Source organism: Bacteroidales bacterium (assembly GCA_013314715.1).
Taxonomy (GTDB): domain Bacteria; phylum Bacteroidota; class Bacteroidia; order Bacteroidales; family GWA2-32-17; genus Ch61.
Genome location: JABUFC010000020.1, coordinates 33,183 through 56,230, shown reverse-complemented (window position 1 = coordinate 56,230; position 23,048 = coordinate 33,183). Strand labels below are relative to the sequence as shown.

The following is a 23,048-nucleotide window of genomic DNA, read 5'->3' as shown; positions in this document are numbered from 1 at the left end:
ATTATTAACTAAACTAAATGAATATGAAACGTTTATTTTTTACAACCATGATGTTGCTCTGGGTAACCTTTACCTTTGGGCAGCTTACGGGAACCAAAACAATTCCCGGCGATTATGCAACCCTTGCGGATGCGATTACCGATTTAAACACTCAGGGTGTAGGTCCTGGCGGAGTTACTATTGAGCTTACTGCAGGCAATCCCGAAACCGCTCCATCGGGCGGGTATTCAATTACTGCTTCCGGTACTCCTAACAGTCCTATTTTAATTAAAGGTAATGGGAATACCATTACATCGTCTGCCTCATTAACTGTAGGTGCTTTAAACGATGCTTTCTTTAAGATTATTGGTGGCGACTACATTACCATCGATGGTTTTGTTATGCAAGAAAACGCTGCTAATACAACAACAACAGCATCAAGCAATAACATGACTGAATTTGGTGTTGCATTGTTTTATGCATCGACAACCGATGGTCCTCAACACTGTACCATTCAAAACAACGACATTACACTTGGTGCAGCCTATCAAAATGCTTTTGGTATTTATGCTAACAGCCGCCATACATCAACAAATATGACAAGTACAGCTGACATTACAGCTCAAACAGGTGCTTTTAGCTATTTGAATATTAATCATAATACCATTTCAAGCGTAAACCTTGGTATTGTTTTAGTAGGCTCTCCAACAACAGCATACATGGCTACTGATGTTCAAGTAAATAATAATACTATTACCTTTGGTAGAACAGGAACATTTTCTTCTTATGTTTCAGTTAGTGGATCGGTTAATGGTATTTATATTAATAATTGCTTAAATGTAACTGTAAACACCAATACCATTACTTGCAATGGTACAAGTACGGCTGGTACACTTCGTGGTATTTATCATAATAATACCGGAACTTTACCTACAACCGGAACTTATGTAAATACCTACAATTATAATACTATAAGTTTAACAAATGGAACAAGCACAGCCACTTATGGTATTCATTTAGACAACTTAAATGCACAGTTCACTACCAATGTAAATGGAAATACTATAAATTACTTAAACAGTACTGTTGCAAGTTCAGCTGTTGCTTATGGTATTTATCAACAAAGTGCTTCGCTTAATGAATATTTCAATGGAAATATTTTTCAACTAACTCCTAATACAACCGGTACTGTAGCTGCTATTTATGCTAACAATACCATGCCAACCTCCGGTACTGTAACTGCCAATAACAACGATATTCAAATAAACAAAAACGTTGCAGGTGGTACGGTATATGGCTATTACAGTAATGCCTCAAGCCCTGCAGGTGTGGTAAAAACATTCGATCATAATATATTTCATAATATAAGCTTAACAGGAGCTACGAGCTTTTATGGCTTTTACGACGCTGATGGAGGCGCTCCCACAAAAATCTATTCGAACAATTCATTTCAGAACATAACCGGTGGAACAAGTGCTATTACTTGTATTTATACCGCTTATGGCATTCACCATATTTTCAACAATATTTTACAAACCATTAGCAATGGTGCTGCGATTACTGGGATCACAGCAGGTGGTACAAATTCTACATTAGCAAATACTTACAATAACTTTATTGCTGCATTATCTACATCATCAGGCTCCATTAACGCTATTAACATTACTGCTTCGGGAACCAATGCTGTTTCTAATGTTTATAATAACATCATATCGGGTATAAGTGCTGGTGGTACAAGTTCAACAGTAGGCGGTATTTCAATTTCAGCAGGTACAAATATTAGTGTATATAACAATGTAATTACCGAATTATATACTCCCAGTGCTTCATCTACTACACCTTCGGTAGCCGGTATTGCTGCTATTAATGGTACTAATGTAAATTTATATTACAATACTATTTATTTAGATGCAACCTCAACCGGAGTAGATTTTTCAACTGCTGCCTTGTATGTTTCAACTACCCCTGCCAATGTAAAACTTGTTAATAATATATTTGTAAATAATAGTACTCCTAACGGTACTGGACGCTGTGTAGCTCTCCAAAGAGCCGAAACGGCTTTGGCTAAATACGTTCCTCAAAGTAACAACAACTTGTTTTATGCAGGTACTCCCTCTGCCAATAATTTAATATATTACGATGGGACCAATGCTTACCAAACCATTGGCGATTTTCAAACAGCCGTATCACCTAGAGAAACAGCTTCAATAAGCAATATGCCACCATTTGTAAATACCATTACTCATCCTTACGATCTACATATTCAAACAACTGTAAGTACGGGGATTGAAAGTGGTGGTCAACCCATTCCAGGTATTGATACCGATGCAGAAGGTGATATTCGTCAAGGTAGTACTGGATATGCAGGTACGGGTATTGCTCCCGATATGGGTGCTGATGAGTTTAACGGAGTAGCTAATTTTACATGTACCACTCCCACACCCGGCAACACTGTAGCTAGCAATACCAGTGTTTGTTTTAACGACGCTATTAACTTAAGTTTAGAAAATGCAGTTCCCGGAACAGGCATTACTTATCAATGGAAAAAATCGACTGATGGTACAAATTATACCGATATGCCATCAGCCACAAGTGCTACCGTAAACAACTATACCATTACCGAACCCACCTATTTTATGTGCGATGTAACTTGTGCTAACGGACCGGTTACAGTAAGTTCGACCCCTATTTTTGTCGATTTTGCTAACAAAATTTTAACCACAACCCCCGATGCTATATGCGGAGCAGGTCAAGCCAATTTAGAAGCAACTGCCACAGCAGGCTCAACGATCAATTGGTACGATGCACCAACCGGAGGCAACTTAGTAGGAACTGGTTCGCCCTTTACTACTCCTATTATTGCTTCAACAACCAATTATTATGTAGCTGCTGAAACCACAAATCCAGCAGTTGCTACTGTTGGTACTGGCTCTACAACTAGTACAAGTTATGAAAGTCCATTTTATCATTTTTATGGTGGTCTAAAATCGCAATATTTAATTCTCGCTTCAGAACTACAAGCTGCTGGATTTTCTGCTGGAACTATTAATTCATTAGCTTTCGATGTAGTAGCCAATGGCACAACCTATCAAGATTTTAATTTTAGCATCGGTGCTACCAGCAATAATGCTTTAACAACTACATTCGAAAGTGGCTTAACCAATGTATATTCAAACCCGGCTTATACGCTTAATACTGGCATTAATACAATAACTTTTACAACTCCTTACAATTGGGATGGTATATCTAATTTAGTAGTAGAATTTTGCTGGAGTAATAATAATGCTGGAGGCACAAGTGCTACTGTAAAATACGATAATACTACTTATGCTGCTCAAGCTTATTATAGAGTTGATAATACCCCTGCAAGCACACTTTGTGCTACAACATTAGCAACTGCAACGCAAAACAAGAGACCTAAATTTATAATTAACGGTCAAGCAATTTGTTCTAGTCCACGCATTGCTGTTACAGCAACTGTAAGTTCTTCTACTCCAATTACCATTACATCCGATGCTACGGTATGTAATAACGAAGTAAAATTACTTGAAGTAACTGCCGGTGCAAGCAATTATAACCAATTTACATGGTTACCTAACACCAATCTATTTACTGATGCAGCTTGTACAAGTCCTTATACGGGTGGCAATAACCAACAAGTTTACATGAAAACTAATGTAGCAGGTACCTATCAATTTGTTTGCAATGCTTACAACACAACTACCGAATGTGGTGCTACCGATACGGTTTACATTACCGTTTTACCTGCCAGTGTAACTTTAACCGCGAGTCCCTCTAATATTTGTCTATCCGGAAGTACCGTATTAACTGTAACGCCCACCACAGGTTTTGGAACTGCAACTTTCCAATTTGCTGAATCTGCCGATGGCAACTCCTATACTGACATATCAGGTGCAAATGGATTTACTTATAGTTCAGGCATTTTAAATAGTAATACTTATTACCAATGGACCGCTTCGGTTGGTGGTAATACTTGTATTCAAGAACAAACACTCGTAATGGTAAATAATCCGACCATTACCTCAACCACACCTGGAAGTGCTTGTGGACAAGGTACCATTACGCTTAGCGCAACTGCCAATAGTGGAAGTACTATTTTATGGTACGATTCATTAAATGCAGTATATCCAATCGCTTCAGGAAATTCATTTATTACTCCTTTATTAACCGCAACTGAAGATTATTATGTAGAACCTATTATTGAAAATTTAACCTTCAATTTAGGTCCTATCAGCGATATACCTTCTGCTTTTGCTTCTTATGGAAATTATGGAATGTACTTTGCTACAACAAGTGCTGCTGTTATTAATTCAGTTGATATTTATCCTTCAACTGCCGGCACACTTAATGTTGTGCTTGTTAATAATCTAGGGCAAGTAGTAAACGGTCGTTCGTTTACTATTACAAGCGGTGATATTTCTACAACAACTAAAAAGACATTAAATTTAGATTTCTTTGTTCCAGCTAATGCAACAGGATGGATGCTCTATTACGATTTAGCTATATACAGAGGATCTGGTACATATGCATATCCATATAGCGCTAACGGTTTTAGCATAACAGGTAATACTTTTAACGGCAACAACATTACTGGCGGTACACGTATGTATTTTTATAATTGGGATGTAACTACATTCTGTTCTGGTTCACGCGATCAGATTGTAGCAACCATTACTCCTGCACCGCCTGTTTCTATTAACAGCTCAGCAAGTGATGTTTGTGCAAACAGTGCGGTTACCCTAACAGCCAATAGCTCAAACAACGATTATACTTATGCATGGAGTACAGGCGACAATGGTCAAATAATAACCGTAAATCCTCCATCGTCTGCTACTTTTGTAGTTACTGCTACCGACCCAAATACCGGATGTATTACTACTGCTGAAACTTTTGTTAATGTTTATCCGTTACCTGTTGCCACAGCCACTGTTGATAATGCAACCATCACCTGTGGACAAACGGTGCAACTAACTGCTGGTGACTTATATTCACCTGAAATATTATTAGAAAACTATAATGGTACAACTCACAGCATGACTACAGTTAATACTTCTACTGGCGGTAATCCTGCTGCTGCTGCTTGGACGTTAAGACCCGATGGTTATGTTTATAGTTCAAATACTTTCCATAGCCCTGACAATAGTCAATTTATAATGTCTAACTCCGATGCTCAAGGAAGTGGTGGAACTACTCATACCGAATTAATTTCTATGCCTTTCAGTTCTGTTGGTGTTGATTCTGTTACTATTATGATGGATCATTTTTATAGACATTATACAAATGGTACAGCTAAGGTTGAAATATTTGATGGTACACAATGGACAACACTCCAAACATGGACATCAGATCAAGGCAATTTTACAAACTTTGCACACGTAGTTCTTCCTTTAAATAATTCTTATTTAAACAATCCTAACTTACAAATTCGTTTTGTTTACGATCAGTCTTTTGGTTATTATTGGGCTATTGATAATGCCGGTATTAACTTGTACCATGCTAATACTTTAACCTGGACATCAACCCCACTAGGCTTTAGCTCAAACATATATAACCCAACCGACGCTCCTACAGCAACAACCGAATACAACGTTGTAGTAACCTCATCTAATAACTGTACCAACACAGCGTCTGTAACAGTTACGGTAAATAATCTTCCTGCTCCAATAGTTACAGTTAACAATCTATGTGGCGTATCAGAACTCATTGCTTCCAATTATACAGGAACATTATTATGGAGCACCAATGAAACAACTGATACCATTACAGTTACAACCAACAACCCCATTACAGTAACCTATACCGATGGTGCTTGCACCAGCGATGCTGCCACCGCAACTCCTGCTCCTATCGAAATTCCAACTATTCCAACTGTTGCTCCCGTTACTGCTTGCTTTGGCGAAACCGTTGATGCTTTTGTGGCAAGTTCAAACTATAACGATTTTGTATGGTATGCCGATGCTGGTCTCACTATTCCTATTGGAAACGGAAACACCTTCCAAAGCCAAGAAACCAATCCAGGCACTTATACTTACTATGTTGTTGCCTTGAATGGAACTTGTGCTAGCGACGCTGCCACAGCTATGCTAACCATTTTTGCTACTCCTACAGTTACCATTACTCAAAATGCAGACACATTATACTCTTCGTCCAATAGTGGTAACCAGTGGCACAATTCACAAGGTCCCATTGCAGGAGCAACTGATACATCTTATGTTGTAACTACAGAAGATGATTATTATGTAGTTGTAACCGATGCCAATGGTTGCTCGGCTATGTCGAACTCCATCCATGTAATTCCAACGGCTATTGCACAAAATCAGTTTGCTTCAATGATTTCTGTAAGCCCGAACCCTGCTCATAACTACACTGTGGTTAATTTGGGATCGTTGAACAACGCAAAAATTGAAATTGTAGCTGCTGACGGAAAAGTAGTTTACAACGCTTCTGTTAAAAAGAATATCGAAACCATTTCGCTTAATGGCTTTGCTACCGGCTTATATACTGTAAAAGTAACTACAGACGGAAAAACCATTCAAAAGAAATTAGTTGTTGAATAATAACTTACATCCCTTTACAAAGAAAGCTGTCAATTTTTGACAGCTTTTTTTGTTTTTATCGAAAATAACTACCTTTGATAAAATAATGGAAAAATGAAAGCATTGGTAATGGGTGGCTTAGGCTTTATGGGCTACCATCTCGCAAAAAAATTAAAAAACCAAGGACATGACGTAGTTGTGGTTGATGCTATGATCAACTATCTTCCAAATAATTTTGACACATGGAATTTTTACATTCAATATCGGAAAAACGAATTAGAAAAGATGAGCGTTTCCTTTATTATTGAAGACATCCATACTGCCAATTTAAAACAAATCATTCATCAAACCAACCCTGAATGGATTATAAACCTGGCCTCTATGCCCATCGCTCTTTTGGCAGACCTTAATCCTCAACATGCCAAAAAAGATATTTTCGATTCGAATTTTAATCTTTTAGAAGTATTAAAAAGCTTCAATAAAAATATACTTCGTTATGTTTACATTAGCTCATCCATGGTTTATGGAAATTTTGAACGAGACGAAAAAGGGGATATTATTCCTGCTACCGAAAATCAAGCATGTAAGCCCATTGATACCTACGGAGCATTTAAAGCCGCCAATGAGCTTTTAATTCAACAATATGCGTATCGCTATCAAATCCCATTTACCATTATCAGACCTTCGGCAGTATATGGTCCTACCGATGCAAATCTAAGAGTAACCGAGATATTTATTAAAAAAGCCATAAAGGGTGAAAGCCTTACCCTGGATAATGGAGGACAGCACCAACTCGATTTTACCTATATCGACGATTTAATCGAAGGAATCTGGCTCGCACTCATTTCAGCAAAAGCAAATAACGAAATCTTTAATATAACCTATGGCGAAGGACGAAAAATTGCCGATTTGGCCCATATTGTAAAACAATACTTTCCAAACATAACCATTCAAAATAACGAGTGTAAACCTTATAGACCGAATAGAGGAGCATTAAATATTCACAAAGCTCGAACATTATTAGGTTATTCGCCTCAATACTCACTCGAAAAAGGGATTGCTAAGTATATCGATTTCATTAAACAAATTGAAACCGTTTAAATTATGAACTTACCTATTTCGTTTTACGGTTTAGAACGTTTTTATCAAGAACATAAAGAAATTATTTTAAATTTAACCGATAGGGCTTATGCAAAAGGTTATTTTCTCGACTCAGACGAAGTAAAACAATTTGAGCAAGAATTAGCACAATATATTGGAAGAAAATATGCAATTGCCGTTTCGAGTTGTACCGATGCTTTGTTTTTTTCTCTAAAGGCTTTAGGCATAAAAAAAGGCGACGAAGTTATTGTGCCAGCATTTTCGTTTATCGCTTCGTTGAGTCCTATTTTACATTGTGAAGCCATACCGGTTTTTGTCGACATCCATCCCAATAACCTAAGTCTCTTTGTTGAAGAAATTGAACAAAAAATAACATCAAAAACAAGAGCTATTGTTGTGGTTCAACTTTTTGGAAGTGTAAATCAGTTTGATTCGTTAGAAGCGATTTCGAAAAAACATCACATTCCTATTATCGAAGATGCTGCACAGGCTTTAGGTGCTGCTTATCAACAACGCAAAGCAGGAACTTTGGGTGAACTAAGTTGTTTCAGCTTTGACCCTTCTAAAATTGTTCAGGCTTTTGGCACCGGTGGAGCCATCCTTACCGATGACGAATGGCTTTATCAACAAATAAAACGCATGCATTATCATGGCAAAGAAAAAAACAATTTTGTCGAAGCCGGATATAATAGCCGCATTTCGTCATCACAAGCTGCATTACTACGTTGGCAAATGGCTCAAATCGATAAAATAATTGAAAAACGAACTCAAATAGCTCATCTTTATCAAGAAAAATTATCCGAAGTTTCGTCCATTACATTACCTCAATATCCATTATCGGTTGTTTCCAATTATCATAAGTTTGCCATATTTGCTGAAAGACGAAACGAATTGAAAAAATATCTAACCGAAAAAGGTATTCAAACCAACATTCATTATGACCGACTTTTATTTGAATACGAACTTATTAAAGATAAACCTTATAAAGCAGAAAATATAAAACATGCCCATTTGATAAAGCAAAAAGAACTCACATTGCCTCTTTATCCACAGCTAACTAACGAAGAAATACATTATATTTGCCAAACCATAAAATCGTTTTATGTATGATTATTGTAGGTGCAGCTAATTTAGGTTTAGAGGTTTTATCCATTCTTTTAGCTAATCAATATGCGGGCAAGATTGTTTTCTTTGATACCGACAAGTCAAAAGAAGGACTGCTTTTTAATCAATTCCCCGTTATTACCGACGAAGAACGCATAAAAAACGAGTTGAAGCAAAACAACGATTTTGTGGTAGCCATTGGTCATCCTCGTTTACGCGAACGCATGTACAAAAAAATGCTTCACTGGGGAGGAACTCCTACCAACGTTATTTCAAACCATGCTCATTTATTCACTTTTCTTAAACCCTTCAACGGTTGTATTATTGAGCCGGGAGCTGGTATCTCACACAGTACCGAACTTGGCGACGGTTGTGCTATTCATATCAACTGCACCATTGGACATGCTGTAAAACTAGGCAAATTCGTAAATGTAGGTCCCGGAGCCAATATAGTAGGTCCCTGTATCATTGACGATTATGCCTATATTGCAGTAGGTGCCATTGTATTACCCCATTTGCATATTGGCAAAAATGCTATTATTTCGGCCGGTGCTTTGGTTAAAAATAATATTCCTGACAATGACACTTTTGGTTGGATTTAAATCATTGAACCTCCGATAATAATTTTTTCTTTTTTTAGTCTCTACAAAATATTTTTACTTTTGCAGCCAAAAGCTATTACAACTTTTCAAATTTAAAAGCAATTGTTTTATCTACTAAAATTATATTGTTTAAAAAGTTATATCTAAATAACTAATTTAGCATGAATATTTCGAGCCGAAACTTTTATTTACTTTCTCTGATTAAGGTATCCCATTGGTTCATGCTCGTAATGCCCATAATCGTTCTATTTTATCAAAGCAACCATCTTAGTATGCACGAAATATTTATTCTTCAAAGTATTTATTCTATATCGATTGTTGTTTTTGAAATACCTTCTGGTTACATTGCCGATGTGATTGGCCGAAAAAAAACCATCCTCATTGGTGCATGGCTCGGCTTATTAGGTTACATTATTTATTCCTTTACAGAAGGTTTTTGGAGTTTTGTTTTTGCTGAAATAACTCTTGGTATTGGACAAAGCATGATATCCGGAGCCGATTCTGCAATGCTTTACGACAGCTTAAGAGATGACCAGAATGAAAAAGCATACCTAAAGCTCGAAGGGCGTATTATTTCTATAGGCAATTTTGCCGAAGCTATAGCTGGAATAATCGGAGGTTTGCTGGCTATATATAGCCTTCGATATCCGTATTACGGTCAAGTAATAATTTCTGCAATAGCAATACCTGCTGCTATTTTATTAAAAGAACCTCATTGTAGTAATATCCGAATTGCATTAGGATGGAAACAAATATTTAATGTTGTTAAATACTCTATTAAAACACAAGTCTTATTTTGGAATATCCTTTATTCTTCGTTTATAGGAGTATCAACATTAACTATGGCTTGGTTTGTCCAGCCTTGGTTTATTATGAATACTGTTCCTGCTGCTTATTTTGGTATTTTGTGGACGTTACTGAATCTAACTGTTGGCATAGCATCGTTATTCTCATATAAAATACAACATACTTTTGGTGAAAAAAAGGTACATTTATTTTTTAATTTTATTATCATTATCGGATTTTTAGCTTTAGGCTGGTTACCTTTTTGGTCAGGAATAATTTTATTGTTTATTTTTTATATCGCCCGTGGAATAGCCACACCTATTTTAAAAAATAACATAAATCAATTTACGCCATCTAATATTCGGGCTACAGTACTTTCAATTCGCAACTTTTTTATTCGTATTGTTTTCTCAGTTGTAGGACCCATATTAGGCTATTTATCAGACAAACTTAGCTTAAAATATTCGCTCACCATCGGAGGTATTATTTTAGGATTTGTCATTATCTTAAGCTTTATTTTCTTTTTAAAAAACATTTATTTAAAACTTACTAAAGAAGTTTTTGAATATTGACAAAATATCTTCAAAAACAATATTTGTTTTTTATATCTTTACACCCAAAATTGAAGAAATTATGATTTCAAAAGAAGAATTTAAAAGACTTATTCGTCAAGGAATACCAGACAACCTACCAGAACCAAAACCCTACGATCCTAGCATCAATCACGCTCCTAAACGTAAAGATATTTTAACTAAAGATGAAAAAAAATTAGCCCTTCGAAATGCTCTTCGATATTTTCCTGAAAAATTTCATGCCATTTTAGCCCCCGAATTTCTAAATGAATTGAACACCTATGGGCGAATTTATATGTATCGTTTTCGACCCGATTACGAAATGTATGCACGCCCTATCGACGAATATCCTCACAATTCAAAACAAGCTGCAGCCATCATGCTCATGATTCAGAATAATCTCGATAAACGCGTAGCGCAACATCCACATGAGCTTATTACCTATGGTGGCAATGGAGCTGTTTTTCAGAACTGGGCACAATATCTGCTTACCATGAAATATTTAAGCGAGATGACCGACGAACAAACATTAGTAATGTATTCGGGACATCCTATGGGATTGTTTCCATCACACAAAGACGCTCCCCGTGTAGTGGTTACAAATGGCATGATGATTCCAAATTATTCTTCAAAAGACGATTACGAAAAATTCAATGCACTTGGTGTAACTCAATACGGACAAATGACAGCAGGTTCGTATATGTATATAGGTCCTCAAGGTATTGTTCATGGCACCACCATTACCATATTAAATGCAGGTAGAATTATAAGCAAACATGGCGAAAATTTATCGGGTAAACTTTTTGTTTCTAGTGGTTTAGGTGGCATGTCGGGAGCTCAACCCAAAGCGGCTGTTATTGCAGGCGCTGTTGGAGTAATTGCAGAAGTAAATCCAAAAGCAATTGAAACCCGCTACACTCAAGGATGGGTCGATGAAGTTTACGACAATTTAGATAACTTAATCCCTCGAATTGTAAAAGCTAAAAAAAATAAAGAAGCTATTTCGATTGCTTACCATGGCAACATTGTTGATTTGTGGGAACGTTTGGTTAACGAAAATATTGATGTTGAACTAGGTAGCGACCAAACTTCATTACATAATCCTTTTGCAGGAGGCTATTATCCTGTAGGCTTATCGTTCGAAGAATCGAACGAAATGATGGCAAAAGAACCCGAACAATTCAAAGAAATGGTATATGCGTCGCTGCGTAGGCATGTGGCAGCCATCAATACACTCAGTCAACGAGGCATGTATTTCTTCGATTATGGTAACGCATTTTTGCTCGAAGCCAGCAGAGCCGGTGCCGATATTTTAAAAAGCGATGGTTTGTTTAAATATCCTTCTTATGTTCAAGATATTATGGGACCTATGTGCTTCGATTACGGATTTGGACCATTCCGCTGGGTATGTACATCGGGCAATCCCGACGACTTAGATAAATCAGACCAAATAGCGGGCGACGTCATCGAAAAACTTGCTAAAACTGCCCCACAAGAAATTAAACAACAAATGCTCGATAACCTTAAATGGATACGCGAAGCGAAGAAAAACAAATTAGTGGTAGGTAGTCAAGCCCGCATTTTATATGCCGATGCCGATGGACGCATCGAAATAGCTAAAGCATTTAACGAAGCAATTAAAAACGGTATAATTTCAGCTCCTATTGTTTTAGGTCGCGATCATCACGATGTTTCTGGTACGGATTCTCCATTCCGCGAAACATCGAACATATACGATGGTTCTTCGTTCACCGCTGATATGGCTATTCAAAATGTTATTGGCGACTCATTCCGTGGAGCTACCTGGGTTTCTATTCACAACGGAGGTGGCGTTGGATGGGGTGAAGTAATAAATGGCGGATTTGGAATGGTGCTCGATGGTACACCCGATGCCGACCGCCGTTTAAAAATGATGCTTCACTGGGATGTTAACAACGGTATTGCACGCAGAAACTGGGCTCGTAATAAAGGAGCTATTTTTGCTATAAAACGTGCAATGGAAAAAGAACCCCTTTTAAAAGTTACTTTACCTAATTTTACCAACGATCAACTCATTGATAGCTTATTTTAACATATTTATGCGCAAACTCATAACGTTTTGTATTTTTGGTTTAACATTCATTATTATTGGTTGTAAACAGCCCAATAAAGAGTATATTTTTATCGAGGGCTTTACACAAGGCGGAAGTTTTCATATAAAATACCAACCTAACCCCGATAGCATTCCTGTTCAAGAAATTTATAAATTATTAAATGCTATTTCGGCTTCGCTTTCTATTTACGACTCATCATCTATAATTAGCCGTATCAATAGAAATGATTCTACCGTTGAACCCGACCGATATTTTATTGAAATATTCAGAAATTCATATAAAATATATCAACAAACCGATGGAGCTTTCGATATTACCGTTGCCCCTTTGGTTCGATATTGGGGATTTTTACCCAAAGATACCATGATAAAAAATAGCCAAACTATTGATAGCCTACTGCAATATGTAGGTATGCACAAAGTTCATTTAAAAGAAAACAAAATCATCAAAGACTACCCACAAATTCAGTTCGATGTTAATGCTATTGCCCAAGGTTATACCGTCGATAAATTAGCCATGCTTCTAGAATCAAAAAAAATTAAAAATTATATGGTTGAAGTAGGTGGCGAGGTTAAAGTAAAGGGCGTTAACCCCAATGGCGAAAAGTGGAAAGTTGGCGTTGATAAACCCATTGAAAATAGCGATGAAACCAATCGCGAATTACAAACAATTTTATCCATAACCGACATATCATTAGCTACAAGTGGTAGTTATCGCAAATTTGTTGAATTAAATGGTACCAAGTACTCTCATACCATTAACCCTCATACAGGATACCCAACGCATCATCACTTATTAAGTGCAACAATCCTATCTAAGTCTTGCACCGATGCCGACGCCTTAGCGACTGCTATCATGGTTATGGGATTAGAAAAAGGCAAACAATTTATTTTAGAAAATAAACTTAGTGCATTTTTGATTTATTCTGAAGATTCTGGAAAACTCAAAACTTGGATGACAAACGATTTAAAAAATAACATAGCTTCCATAGAATCACAAAAACCATAAATATGAGAACCATTATTTTAACACTATTCGTAATATTGATTATTCAATCGGTACTAGCTCAAAAAACACCAGACGAAGTAGCAGATTCGTTTTTTATTTATTTTAAAACCAAAGGAGTAGAACGCAGTTTAGAATATGTCTTTGCTACAAATAAATACTTAAAACAGAATCCTGAAATCGTTACCAGTTTAAAAGCTAAGTTCGATAAGGCTTTGCCCATTATCGGCAATTTTTATCGTTACGAAAAATACATGCACAAAGAGGTCAACAATACATTGGTACATATGGGATATTTGATGGTTTTTGACCGACAACCTATTAAAATTGTTTTTACTCTATACTTCGCAACCGACCATTGGCAAATACAAGATTTACGTTTTGACGATAAAATTGATGATGTTATAAAAGAATTACCCAATAAAATCAACTAATCAACAAAAAAACAGCAAATTATTCCTATTTCAACTTTATATTAAATAAAAGTTAATATCCCTTATTTAGCGGAATAAACATTTCTTTCTGTTACTTAAAACAGTTATCTTTGTTAAATTAATAATCATATCAATGGCATCAAAAAAACGACAGAATTCTAATATCATAAATATAGTTAAAGGATTCTTTATTAACAACCCTGGACGTAGTTTAAATTACAAGCAAGTTAGCAAACAGCTTCAAATAACAAATGTTGTCGAAAAACACGAAATATTACACGCATTAGAAGAGCTCGCTCGTCAGGATTTTCTTGAAGAGGCTCAACGTGGCAAATATCGCTTAAAATCTGAAACAGGAACCGTAATTGGCATTATGCAAATTAACCCACATGGCATTGGAACTGTTATTGACGAAAATACAGGCAAAGAAATTACTATTTACCCACGTTATTTAAACAAAGCTCTACCGGGCGATAAAGTTAAGCTTCGCCTTTTTGCTCAAAAAAAATCGGACTTTTTAGAAGGAGTAGTAGTTGAAATAATCGAACGTTCGCAACGTACCATCGTTGGAACCATTGAAATATCACATTCTTTTGCATTTTTAGTTACTGATGCCAAAATTTATCCTTACGATATTTTTATACCACTCGAAAACTTGCACGGAGCTAAAAATGGTCAAAAGGTAATTGTTAAAATAGTAGAATGGGCAGAACGAAGCAAAAATCCATTAGGCGAAGTTGTTGAAATATTAGGTAAAGCTGGCGAACATCAAACCGAAATGCATGCTATTTTAGCCGAATTCAATTTACCCATTCGATTTAACGAAGAAGTAGAAAAAGCTGCCGAACAAATTCCAGACGAAATTCCAGCTGAAGAATATAAAAAACGTCGCGATTTCAGAAATATACTCACTTTTACCATCGACCCTGCCGATGCCAAAGATTTTGACGACGCTCTCTCAATACAAAAAGTAGAAAATAATCTTTGGGAAATAGGAGTCCATATCGCCGACGTCAGTTATTATGTTCAGGAAGGCTCAGTTCTTGATTTAGAAGCATACAAGCGTGCTACATCTATTTACTTGGTCGATAGAGTGGTCCCCATGTTACCCGAAAAACTCTCTAATAAAGTTTGCTCATTACGCCCTAACGAAGAAAAACTCTGCTTTTCGGCTGTTTTTATAGTTGACGACGAAATGAACATCAAAGACGAATGGTTCGGTAAAACAATTATTAAAAGCAATCGCCGATTTAATTATGACGAAGCACAAGAAATAATCGAAAAACAAGAAGGCGAATTTGCTACAGAATTATTAACCCTCGATCGCTTTGCCAAAATCTTACGCCAACAACGTATGAAAAAAGGTGCAATGGCTTTCGACAAAATAGAAGTAAAATTTAAGCTCGACGAAAAAGGGAAACCCATTGGTGTTTATTTTAAAGAAACAAAAGATTCGAATAAACTAATCGAAGAATTTATGCTCCTTGCCAATCGGAAGGTAGCTGAATATGTCGGAAAACGCAAAGGTCAAGAAAGTGCCAAAGCTTTTGTTTACCGAATCCACGATAAACCCAATCCCGAAAAACTTCGTCAATTTAGTATTTTTGCTAAACAATGGGGCTTTGAAATTAAAACCCGCTCACAACAGCAAATTTCAAACTCGGTAAATCAAATGCTCGAACAAATTAGACTTAAACCCGAACGCGATATTCTTGAAAACATGGCCATTCGAGCAATGGCTAAAGCTGTTTACTCTTCTAAAAACATTGGACACTATGGCTTAGCTTTCGATTATTATACACATTTTACATCGCCTATTCGACGTTATCCCGACCTTATGGTTCATCGGCTACTCGAACGATATTTGAATAAAGAAAAATCGGTACATGCCGAACAATTAGAAGTTAAATGTAAACATTCGTCAGAAATGGAACAATTAGCCGCCGATGCAGAACGTGCTTCTATTAAATATAAACAAATTGAATACATGTCTGATAAAATAGGTCAACGATTCAAAGGATTTATTTCAGGCATGACAGAATGGGGAATTTTTGTTCAATTACCCGAAACTAAAGCAGAAGGCATGATTGCCCTCCGCGACATGGATGACGACTTTTATATCTACGACGAAGAACGAATGGAAGTGTACGGTAGAAAATATAAAAAACGCTACCGCATGGGCGATACTGTTACTATCGAAGTACTAAAAATCAACCTCGAAAAACGTCACCTCGATTTTAAAATGATTCACTCATCATTTTCTTAAAAAAGTCATAAACAAGCCGTACACCAACCGCAGTGCCTCCTACTCCACGATAACTATCTTTTTTATCGAGAAATGCGGGACCTGCAATATCTAAATGTATCCATGGATATTGAGTAAAGCGTTCTAAAAACTTAGCTGCTGTTATAGCTCCAGCATGGCGATTACCAATATTTTTGCAATCGGCAATTTCAGATTTTAACATCTCAGCATAATCGTCCCATAATGGAAATCGAACTATACGTTCCCATGTATTAAATGCCGATTGTTCTAGTATTTCATAAGTTTTTTCATTAGTTTTAGCAAATGCAACCGTCGCATTTCTTCCAACAGCAGCGCTGGCTGAACCAGTAAGCGTAGCTATATCGACAACTAATTTGGGCTCAAATTGCTTGGCAAAGTGAAGCGCATCGGCAAGTATCATTCTACCTTCGGCATCGGAATTAAGCATTTCAACCGTACTACCATCCATCATGCGAATAATATCGCCTGGTGCAAAAGCATTAAACCCCGGACGATTATCGGTCGAAGGAATTAAACCTATAACATAAACCGGAACTTGGTTTTTGGCTAATGCCATTAAACAACCTAATACAGCAGCAGCTCCACTCATATCGCTTTTCATACCATCCATACTATCGCCAGGCTTAAGATTTAAGCCTCCCGAATCGAAAGTAATTCCTTTACCCACAAAAACAAAAGGCTGAGTATTTCTAGCATTCTGAGGCTTATACGTTAAATGCATAAAAATAGGAGGATCGACACTACCACGATTTACAGCAAGTAATCCTCCCATACCCATGGCTTCAATTTCTTTTTTATCGAAAACTTTTATTTCGATGCCGTTTTCGTTTGCCATTTTTTTTGCTTGTTCGGCTAAATATATAGTGTTTAAAGTGTTAGGAGGTTCGTTTATCAAGTCACGAGAAAAATAAACAGCCTCGGAAATATTTTTTAGCTCGTTTATGCTTCCCCATTCAATATTTTCATCGTAAACCATAATTTTTTGGAGCATCCAAGCCGATTCCTGTTTCTGGGTAAGATATTTTGTAAAAGAATATTGTCCAAGTAGAAGCCCTTCGATGAATGCAAGTGTGTGCTGAGCATTATTTGTAACATTAATGAGTTGAATCGTACTAATTCTTTGTTCTTTAAGAATATTAAGCAAAGAAGCTGCTTCTCGACGTATTTTTTCTTTAATTTCATTTTTTTCGATATCAGACTCAATAACCCTAAAGAACATCCATCGATAAAAGGCGTTGATATTAATTGACCTTTGTTTAGATTTAATTTGTTGCTGAAAATAAGTTTGTTCGGTTTTTGTCAACGAAACTTGTTCTATTTCACTATGTTCGTTCATTAGGAATACCAAATGAACATCTGGTAAAATACTGGTTATTTTATCTATTTGTGTCATATTTTTTTCTGCAAACCTAATCATTTTTATGAAATAATTGAAAGATAGAAAAAATGAAATTTCTATAAACTTAAAAATTTGAATTTAATATTTTTACTACCTCATATTAAAATTTATGGATTCGTTAAATCATAGCGTTACTTCTACAACTTAATGCAAAAGCCCCAATTGTTTCATTTCTTTTACTAATTCTATATAAAACCTAAAATTTTTCATGTAAATTTGAAGGCAAAAAAATATTTATATGAAGACGTTAGTTACACTTGTATTTATAACACTATCATTATTTGTTTACAACCAAAATAAACGAACAACACGCCTTGAATACATTGAAAAATATAAACAAGCTGCTATCGACGAAATGCGGAAAACGGGCATTCCGGCTAGTATAACACTTGCTCAGGCATGCCTCGAAAGCGACGACGGCAATAGTTGGCTAGCAAAAGAAGCCAACAATCATTTTGGCATTAAATGTGGTATGAATTGGAACGGCGAAAAAGTTTATAAAGACGATGATAATCCCAACGATTGCTTTCGCAAATACAACTCAGTAAAAGAAAGCTTCGATGATCATTCTTCATATTTAACCACAACCAAGCGATATGCAGGTTTATTTCAACTCGACACACGAGATTATAAAGGATGGGCAAAAGGGCTCAAAGATGCCGGTTACGCAACCAACCCACAATATGCCGACTTGCTCATAAAGATTATCGAAGATTTTCAGTTGTTCCAATACGACGAAGACATAAAACTTAATGCGCACAACAATAATCAAACTGCTTCTCAAGGCAAAACAGCTTCTGACGACTGGAATATTCAGCTTAATAAACACGAAGTCAAGAAAAATAACGACGTGCTATACATTATTGTCAAAAACAATGATAGCTTCGAAGGAATTGCCAAAGAATTCGATATGTGGGAAAAACAATTATATAAATATAACGATTTAACGAAAGATAGCACTTTACATGTTGGACAGGTACTTTACATTCAACCCAAACGCAACAAAGCAGAAGTCGGTAAAGAAAAACATATCGTAAAACCTGGCGAAACACTTTATAGTATTTCGCAATATTATGCAGTAAAGCTAAAAAAACTGCGTTATCGAAACAATCTCATGTCTGACGAAGAAGTAAAGCTCGGTGACGTAATCTATTTAAGAACTAGACGACCATTAACTCCTGAAACTATAAAATAAATATGACTTTAATAAAATCTATTTCGGGTATTAGAGGTACCATTGGAGGCAAAATCAACGAAAACCTCACACCCCTCGATGTAGTTCTTTTTACAGCATCGTATGCAGCATGGTGCAAACAACATGTTAATAAAGAAAATATTATTGTAGTAGTAGGACGCGATGCTCGCATATCAGGCGAGATGATAAAAAATCTCATTATTAACACGCTGGTTGCTTGTGGTGCAAATGTTATTGATATCGGTTTAGCCACTACACCTACCACCGAAATGGCCGTCATGGGCGAACATGCCGATGGAGGCATAATTGTTACAGCAAGCCATAACCCTGCACAATGGAATGCGCTAAAACTACTCAACCATCGTGGAGAATTTTTGAGTGCTGCTGACGGAGCCTCGGTACTTGAACTTAGCAACAATTTATCGTTTGAATTTGCCAAAATACATCAACTTGGTCAAATAATTACTAAAGATTATCTCGATTATCATATTCAAAAAATACTTGCACTTCCTCTTGTTACGCCTACAGAAATAAAATCAGCCAACCTAAAAGTAGTAGTCGATGCCATTAATTCTGTGGGTGCAATGGCTATCCCTGCTTTACTCAAGCAACTCGGCGTTAACGATATAATTTTACTAAACAGCGAAATCAATGGACAATTTGCTCATAATCCTGAACCGCTCGATGAACATTTAAGTCAAATAAAACAGACAGTAGTAGAAAACCATGCACATCTTGGCATTGTGGTTGATCCCGATGTAGATCGACTTGCTTTTATTTGCGAAGATGGTACCATGTTCGGCGAAGAATATACCTTAGTTGCTGTTGCCGATTATGTTTTATCTCACACCCAAGGCAACACTGTTTCTAACCTCAGTTCTTCGCGTGCATTAGATGATATTAGTGCTAAATTCAACAGTCAATGCTTTCATTCGGCTGTTGGCGAAGTAAATGTCGTTCAAATGATGAAAGAAAAAAATGCAGTAATTGGAGGCGAAGGAAACGGTGGCGTCATTTACCCTGACTTACATTATGGCCGCGACGCTTTAGTCGGTGTCGCCTTGTTTTTAAGCTATTTCACAAAAAAAGGACTTTCAATGTCGCAATTAAAAGCTACATATCCACAATATTATATGGTTAAACATAAAATAAACCTTCAACCCGGTTTTAATTTCAACATCATCAAAGAAAAAATCGAAACCACTATTCCCTATCAATCAAAATCAACCATTGACGGTCTTCGCTTAGATTTTGCCGATGGTTGGGTACACATTCGACCTTCAAATACCGAACCCATTATTCGCCTTTATGCCGAAGCTCCTAACAAAGAAAAGGCATGGAACCATGTAAATAAAATTTTAAAAATTATTTCCAATTGATACTTATTTTTGCTTTTTAAAAATATAACTAATTCCTTTCCCCACAAGCCGTACAGTTTTCATTCCTGTTGGAATATTTTCGTAACTTAAATTTAAATAATTATTCGACGATTGTTGTGGAAAAACAACTATCTTGTTGTTTTCATTAAAATATTTATCCATTTTAACAGGAATATTTTCTAATTCGTTAATATAAGAAACACTTCTTTTTCTTGCCGACACTAATACTATTAAATCATTATTTTTGATATATTTTGAAAGTATTAAAAAATCTTCCCATTCATTAAAAGGAATAAATGTAATTGGTAATGAACTATTTTTCTTTTTATATTCATCAGAAATCGCATCATAGGTTTTTATATCGCCAAAATGAACAATAGAAACAGTTAGTTCGTTAGCAATTTTCAAAATTTTTGTTCTCCAAAGATTAAAACCATATTCTTTTTCCGCTAATGGTGGAGTAATAAGTATAATCCGCTTTATACTAGTAAAAGGTTTTTCGAAATGAGCTAAAAAAATATTTTTATCAAGTTCAGTAATAAGTTTTTCTATATTATCGCCTAATATTTTATCAAAAATATCTGCTTTCTTTGGCCAACCTATTAAGAGCATATTGGCCATAATTTCTTTTGATGTTCGTAGTATGCCGGCTATAGCATTATGGTCAATACTTACGATAATATTAACTGGAGTTTCTGTCGACGAAGCAGTTTCTAAATATTCTTCCAATTTTTTTCTCGATTTGATAATATTTACCTCTGCTTCTAAATCATTTGGAACAATCGTTAGTAAAGAAATCGGGTTCGGCGATTTTTTATCTTTTAGCAAAATAGCAAAACGTAAAATCTTTTCTAAATTCGTCCAATTTACAATTGGAATAAGAATATATTCCCAAACATTTAAACCTAAATTATGTATTTTTGAATCACCTTGAATAACTAATTGTTTGGCTGCTTTCTCGGTAACAAATGATGAGACTATGCAAGTAATCAAAATTAATATAATCGTTCCATTAAAAACGGTATCGTCAATAATATGAGCCTTATAACCAACCAAAATAAAAGCTAATATGGCAGCCGCATGAGCACTACTTAAACCAAAAATAAGTTGTCGTTGAGTAGCTGTATATTTAAAAATAAATTGAGTGAATAATGCAGCAAGATATTTACTAAATAAAGCAATAATAATAAGAATTGCCGATATCAATATAGTTGTAGGACCTTGAAAAATGACGCTGACGTCTATTATCATACCTACCGAAATTAAAAAAAACGGAATAAAAAGAGAATTGCCAATAAATTCTATTCTGTTCATAAGAGCACTGGAGTGCGGAATAACCAAATTCATAGCTATTCCAGCCGCAAAAGCACCAATAATAGGCTCTAAACCCGATAATTGAGATAAAAATGCAGATAAAAAAAGAATAAATAATACATATATGTAATGCGAATATTTTTCACTCTCTAACTTCTGAAAAAACCACTTTGTAATACGCGGAATAATAAAAAACATTATTATTAAAAAAATGATCAATGAGATGGTTAAGGCAATCCAAAAGGTATTGTCAGTAGTAGCTGCGTTAATATTTTTTATAATGGCCAAATTTATTAAAACAGCCGTATCGGTAAAAATTGTTCCACCTATAGTTATAGCTACGGCTTCATTTTTTGCTACACCAAGCTTACTCACAATGGGGTATGCCACTAATGTTTGAGTTGCAAACATGCTTGAAATTAAAAAACTTGCAATTATATTATAACCAAGCCAATAATAACAAATTGGGAAGCCTATTCCAATAGGTATAGCAAAAGTAAGAAAACCAAAAATTATACTCTTTTTCCTATTGGCTATAAATTCATTCAAATCTAACTCTAAGCCTGCAATAAACATAATATATAACAATCCGATAGTTGAAAATAAATCAACTGCAAAATTTTTTTCAAGTAAATTGAGCCCATGAGGTCCAATAATAACACCAGAAATAATTAAACCAATGAGCGAAGGTATATTTAGTTTTTTAAGAATTATGGGAGAAAACAAGATTATTAACAGTATAAGCGCAAAAACTAAAATCGGATTTTGTAAAGGAATTTTAAATTCCTGCAACAAAAGCTCATTTATGGGCAACATAAAAGTTTTTTCAGTAATGCAAAGATACGATATTTAATATATAAAACACTGCATATCCATTCAAAATAAATTTAAACATAAAACATCGTTTCTTAAACAAACTAATATTATCTGTTAAACCTAAGTTACATTTTTTTTATGCGTAATTGATAAATTAAATGAAGTTTATTCAAAATTGTGCAACTTAAACAATCAATAAACTAATTTTCAAAACATTGAAAAAAAAAGACTGACTCACATTTGAGACAGCCCTTTTCATATTGTCGGGGCGAGAAGACTCGAACTTCCGACCCCTTGCACCCCATGCAAGTGCGCTAGCCAACTGCGCCACGCCCCGAATATTAAAAATTTTACAGTGCAAAGTTAATTTAACATTTTTACATTTGCAAGATATTTTTATGTAATTATCTTTGAGCAGATGAAAA

At 35.6% G+C, this 23,048-nt stretch carries 13 protein-coding genes and 1 tRNA gene; 11 read left to right on the top strand and 3 right to left on the bottom strand.

The genetic code is table 11. The features are described from left to right. The first annotated feature begins 23 nt into the window (after nt 1-23). The 9 genes from HPY79_06360 to rnr all read left to right on the top strand — a co-directional run bounded on the left by HPY79_06360 (nt 24) and on the right by rnr (nt 16,499). Complete coding sequence (locus tag HPY79_06360; GenBank protein NSW45417.1) at nt 24-6,557, top strand: T9SS type A sorting domain-containing protein; 6,534 nt, start codon at nt 24-26, stop codon at nt 6,555-6,557. Nucleotides 6,558-6,650: 93 nt separating this feature from the next. Beyond that, a complete protein-coding gene (locus HPY79_06355) occupies nt 6,651-7,637 on the top strand; it encodes an NAD-dependent epimerase/dehydratase family protein (protein ID NSW45416.1) in 987 nt (328 codons plus the stop codon). A 3-nt stretch (nt 7,638-7,640) separates the two neighbouring features. Beyond that, the gene (locus tag HPY79_06350) at nt 7,641-8,747 is read left to right on the top strand and encodes a DegT/DnrJ/EryC1/StrS family aminotransferase (GenBank protein NSW45415.1); all 1,107 of its coding nucleotides are present in this window, start codon (nt 7,641-7,643) and stop codon (nt 8,745-8,747) included. Continuing rightward, nucleotides 8,744-9,343, top strand: a complete 600-nt coding sequence (locus HPY79_06345; GenBank protein ID NSW45414.1) for a hypothetical protein — start codon at nt 8,744-8,746, stop codon at nt 9,341-9,343. The genes HPY79_06350 and HPY79_06345 overlap by 4 nt, the downstream gene beginning before the upstream one ends. A gap of 161 nt (nt 9,344-9,504) precedes the next feature. Next, entirely contained in the window at nt 9,505-10,701 is a 1,197-nt protein-coding gene (locus HPY79_06340; protein NSW45413.1) for an MFS transporter, read from the top strand. Between the two features lie 64 nt (nt 10,702-10,765). Further along, nucleotides 10,766-12,772, top strand: a complete 2,007-nt coding sequence (locus HPY79_06335; GenBank protein NSW45412.1) for a urocanate hydratase — start codon at nt 10,766-10,768, stop codon at nt 12,770-12,772. A 7-nt stretch (nt 12,773-12,779) separates the two neighbouring features. Next, the gene (locus HPY79_06330) at nt 12,780-13,802 is read left to right on the top strand and encodes an FAD:protein FMN transferase (protein ID NSW45411.1); all 1,023 of its coding nucleotides are present in this window, start codon (nt 12,780-12,782) and stop codon (nt 13,800-13,802) included. Nucleotides 13,803-13,804: 2 nt separating this feature from the next. Then, entirely contained in the window at nt 13,805-14,233 is a 429-nt protein-coding gene (locus tag HPY79_06325; GenBank protein ID NSW45410.1) for a hypothetical protein, read from the top strand. 133 nt (nt 14,234-14,366) lie between these two features. Further along, complete coding sequence (rnr, locus tag HPY79_06320) at nt 14,367-16,499, top strand: ribonuclease R (GenBank protein ID NSW45409.1); 2,133 nt, start codon at nt 14,367-14,369, stop codon at nt 16,497-16,499. Here the strand turns inward: rnr and HPY79_06315 are convergent. Then, the gene (locus tag HPY79_06315) at nt 16,471-17,913 is read right to left on the bottom strand and encodes a leucyl aminopeptidase (protein NSW45408.1); all 1,443 of its coding nucleotides are present in this window, start codon (nt 17,911-17,913) and stop codon (nt 16,471-16,473) included. The two genes, rnr and HPY79_06315, sit on opposite strands and share 29 nt — an antisense overlap. Nucleotides 17,914-18,157: 244 nt before the next feature. Here HPY79_06315 and HPY79_06310 point away from each other — a divergent pair, with 244 nt between their 5' ends. Further along, the gene (locus HPY79_06310; GenBank protein ID NSW45407.1) at nt 18,158-19,114 is read left to right on the top strand and encodes a glucosaminidase domain-containing protein; all 957 of its coding nucleotides are present in this window, start codon (nt 18,158-18,160) and stop codon (nt 19,112-19,114) included. 2 nt (nt 19,115-19,116) lie between these two features. Beyond that, nucleotides 19,117-20,493, top strand: a complete 1,377-nt coding sequence (gene glmM, locus HPY79_06305; GenBank protein NSW45406.1) for a phosphoglucosamine mutase — start codon at nt 19,117-19,119, stop codon at nt 20,491-20,493. Between the two features lie 3 nt (nt 20,494-20,496). Here the strand turns inward: glmM and HPY79_06300 are convergent, their stop codons facing one another. Then, a complete protein-coding gene (locus tag HPY79_06300) occupies nt 20,497-22,623 on the bottom strand; it encodes a cation:proton antiporter (protein ID NSW45405.1) in 2,127 nt (708 codons plus the stop codon). 263 nt (nt 22,624-22,886) lie between these two features. Beyond that, nucleotides 22,887-22,960, bottom strand: a tRNA-Pro gene (locus HPY79_06295). Nucleotides 22,961-23,048: the final 88 nt, after the last annotated feature.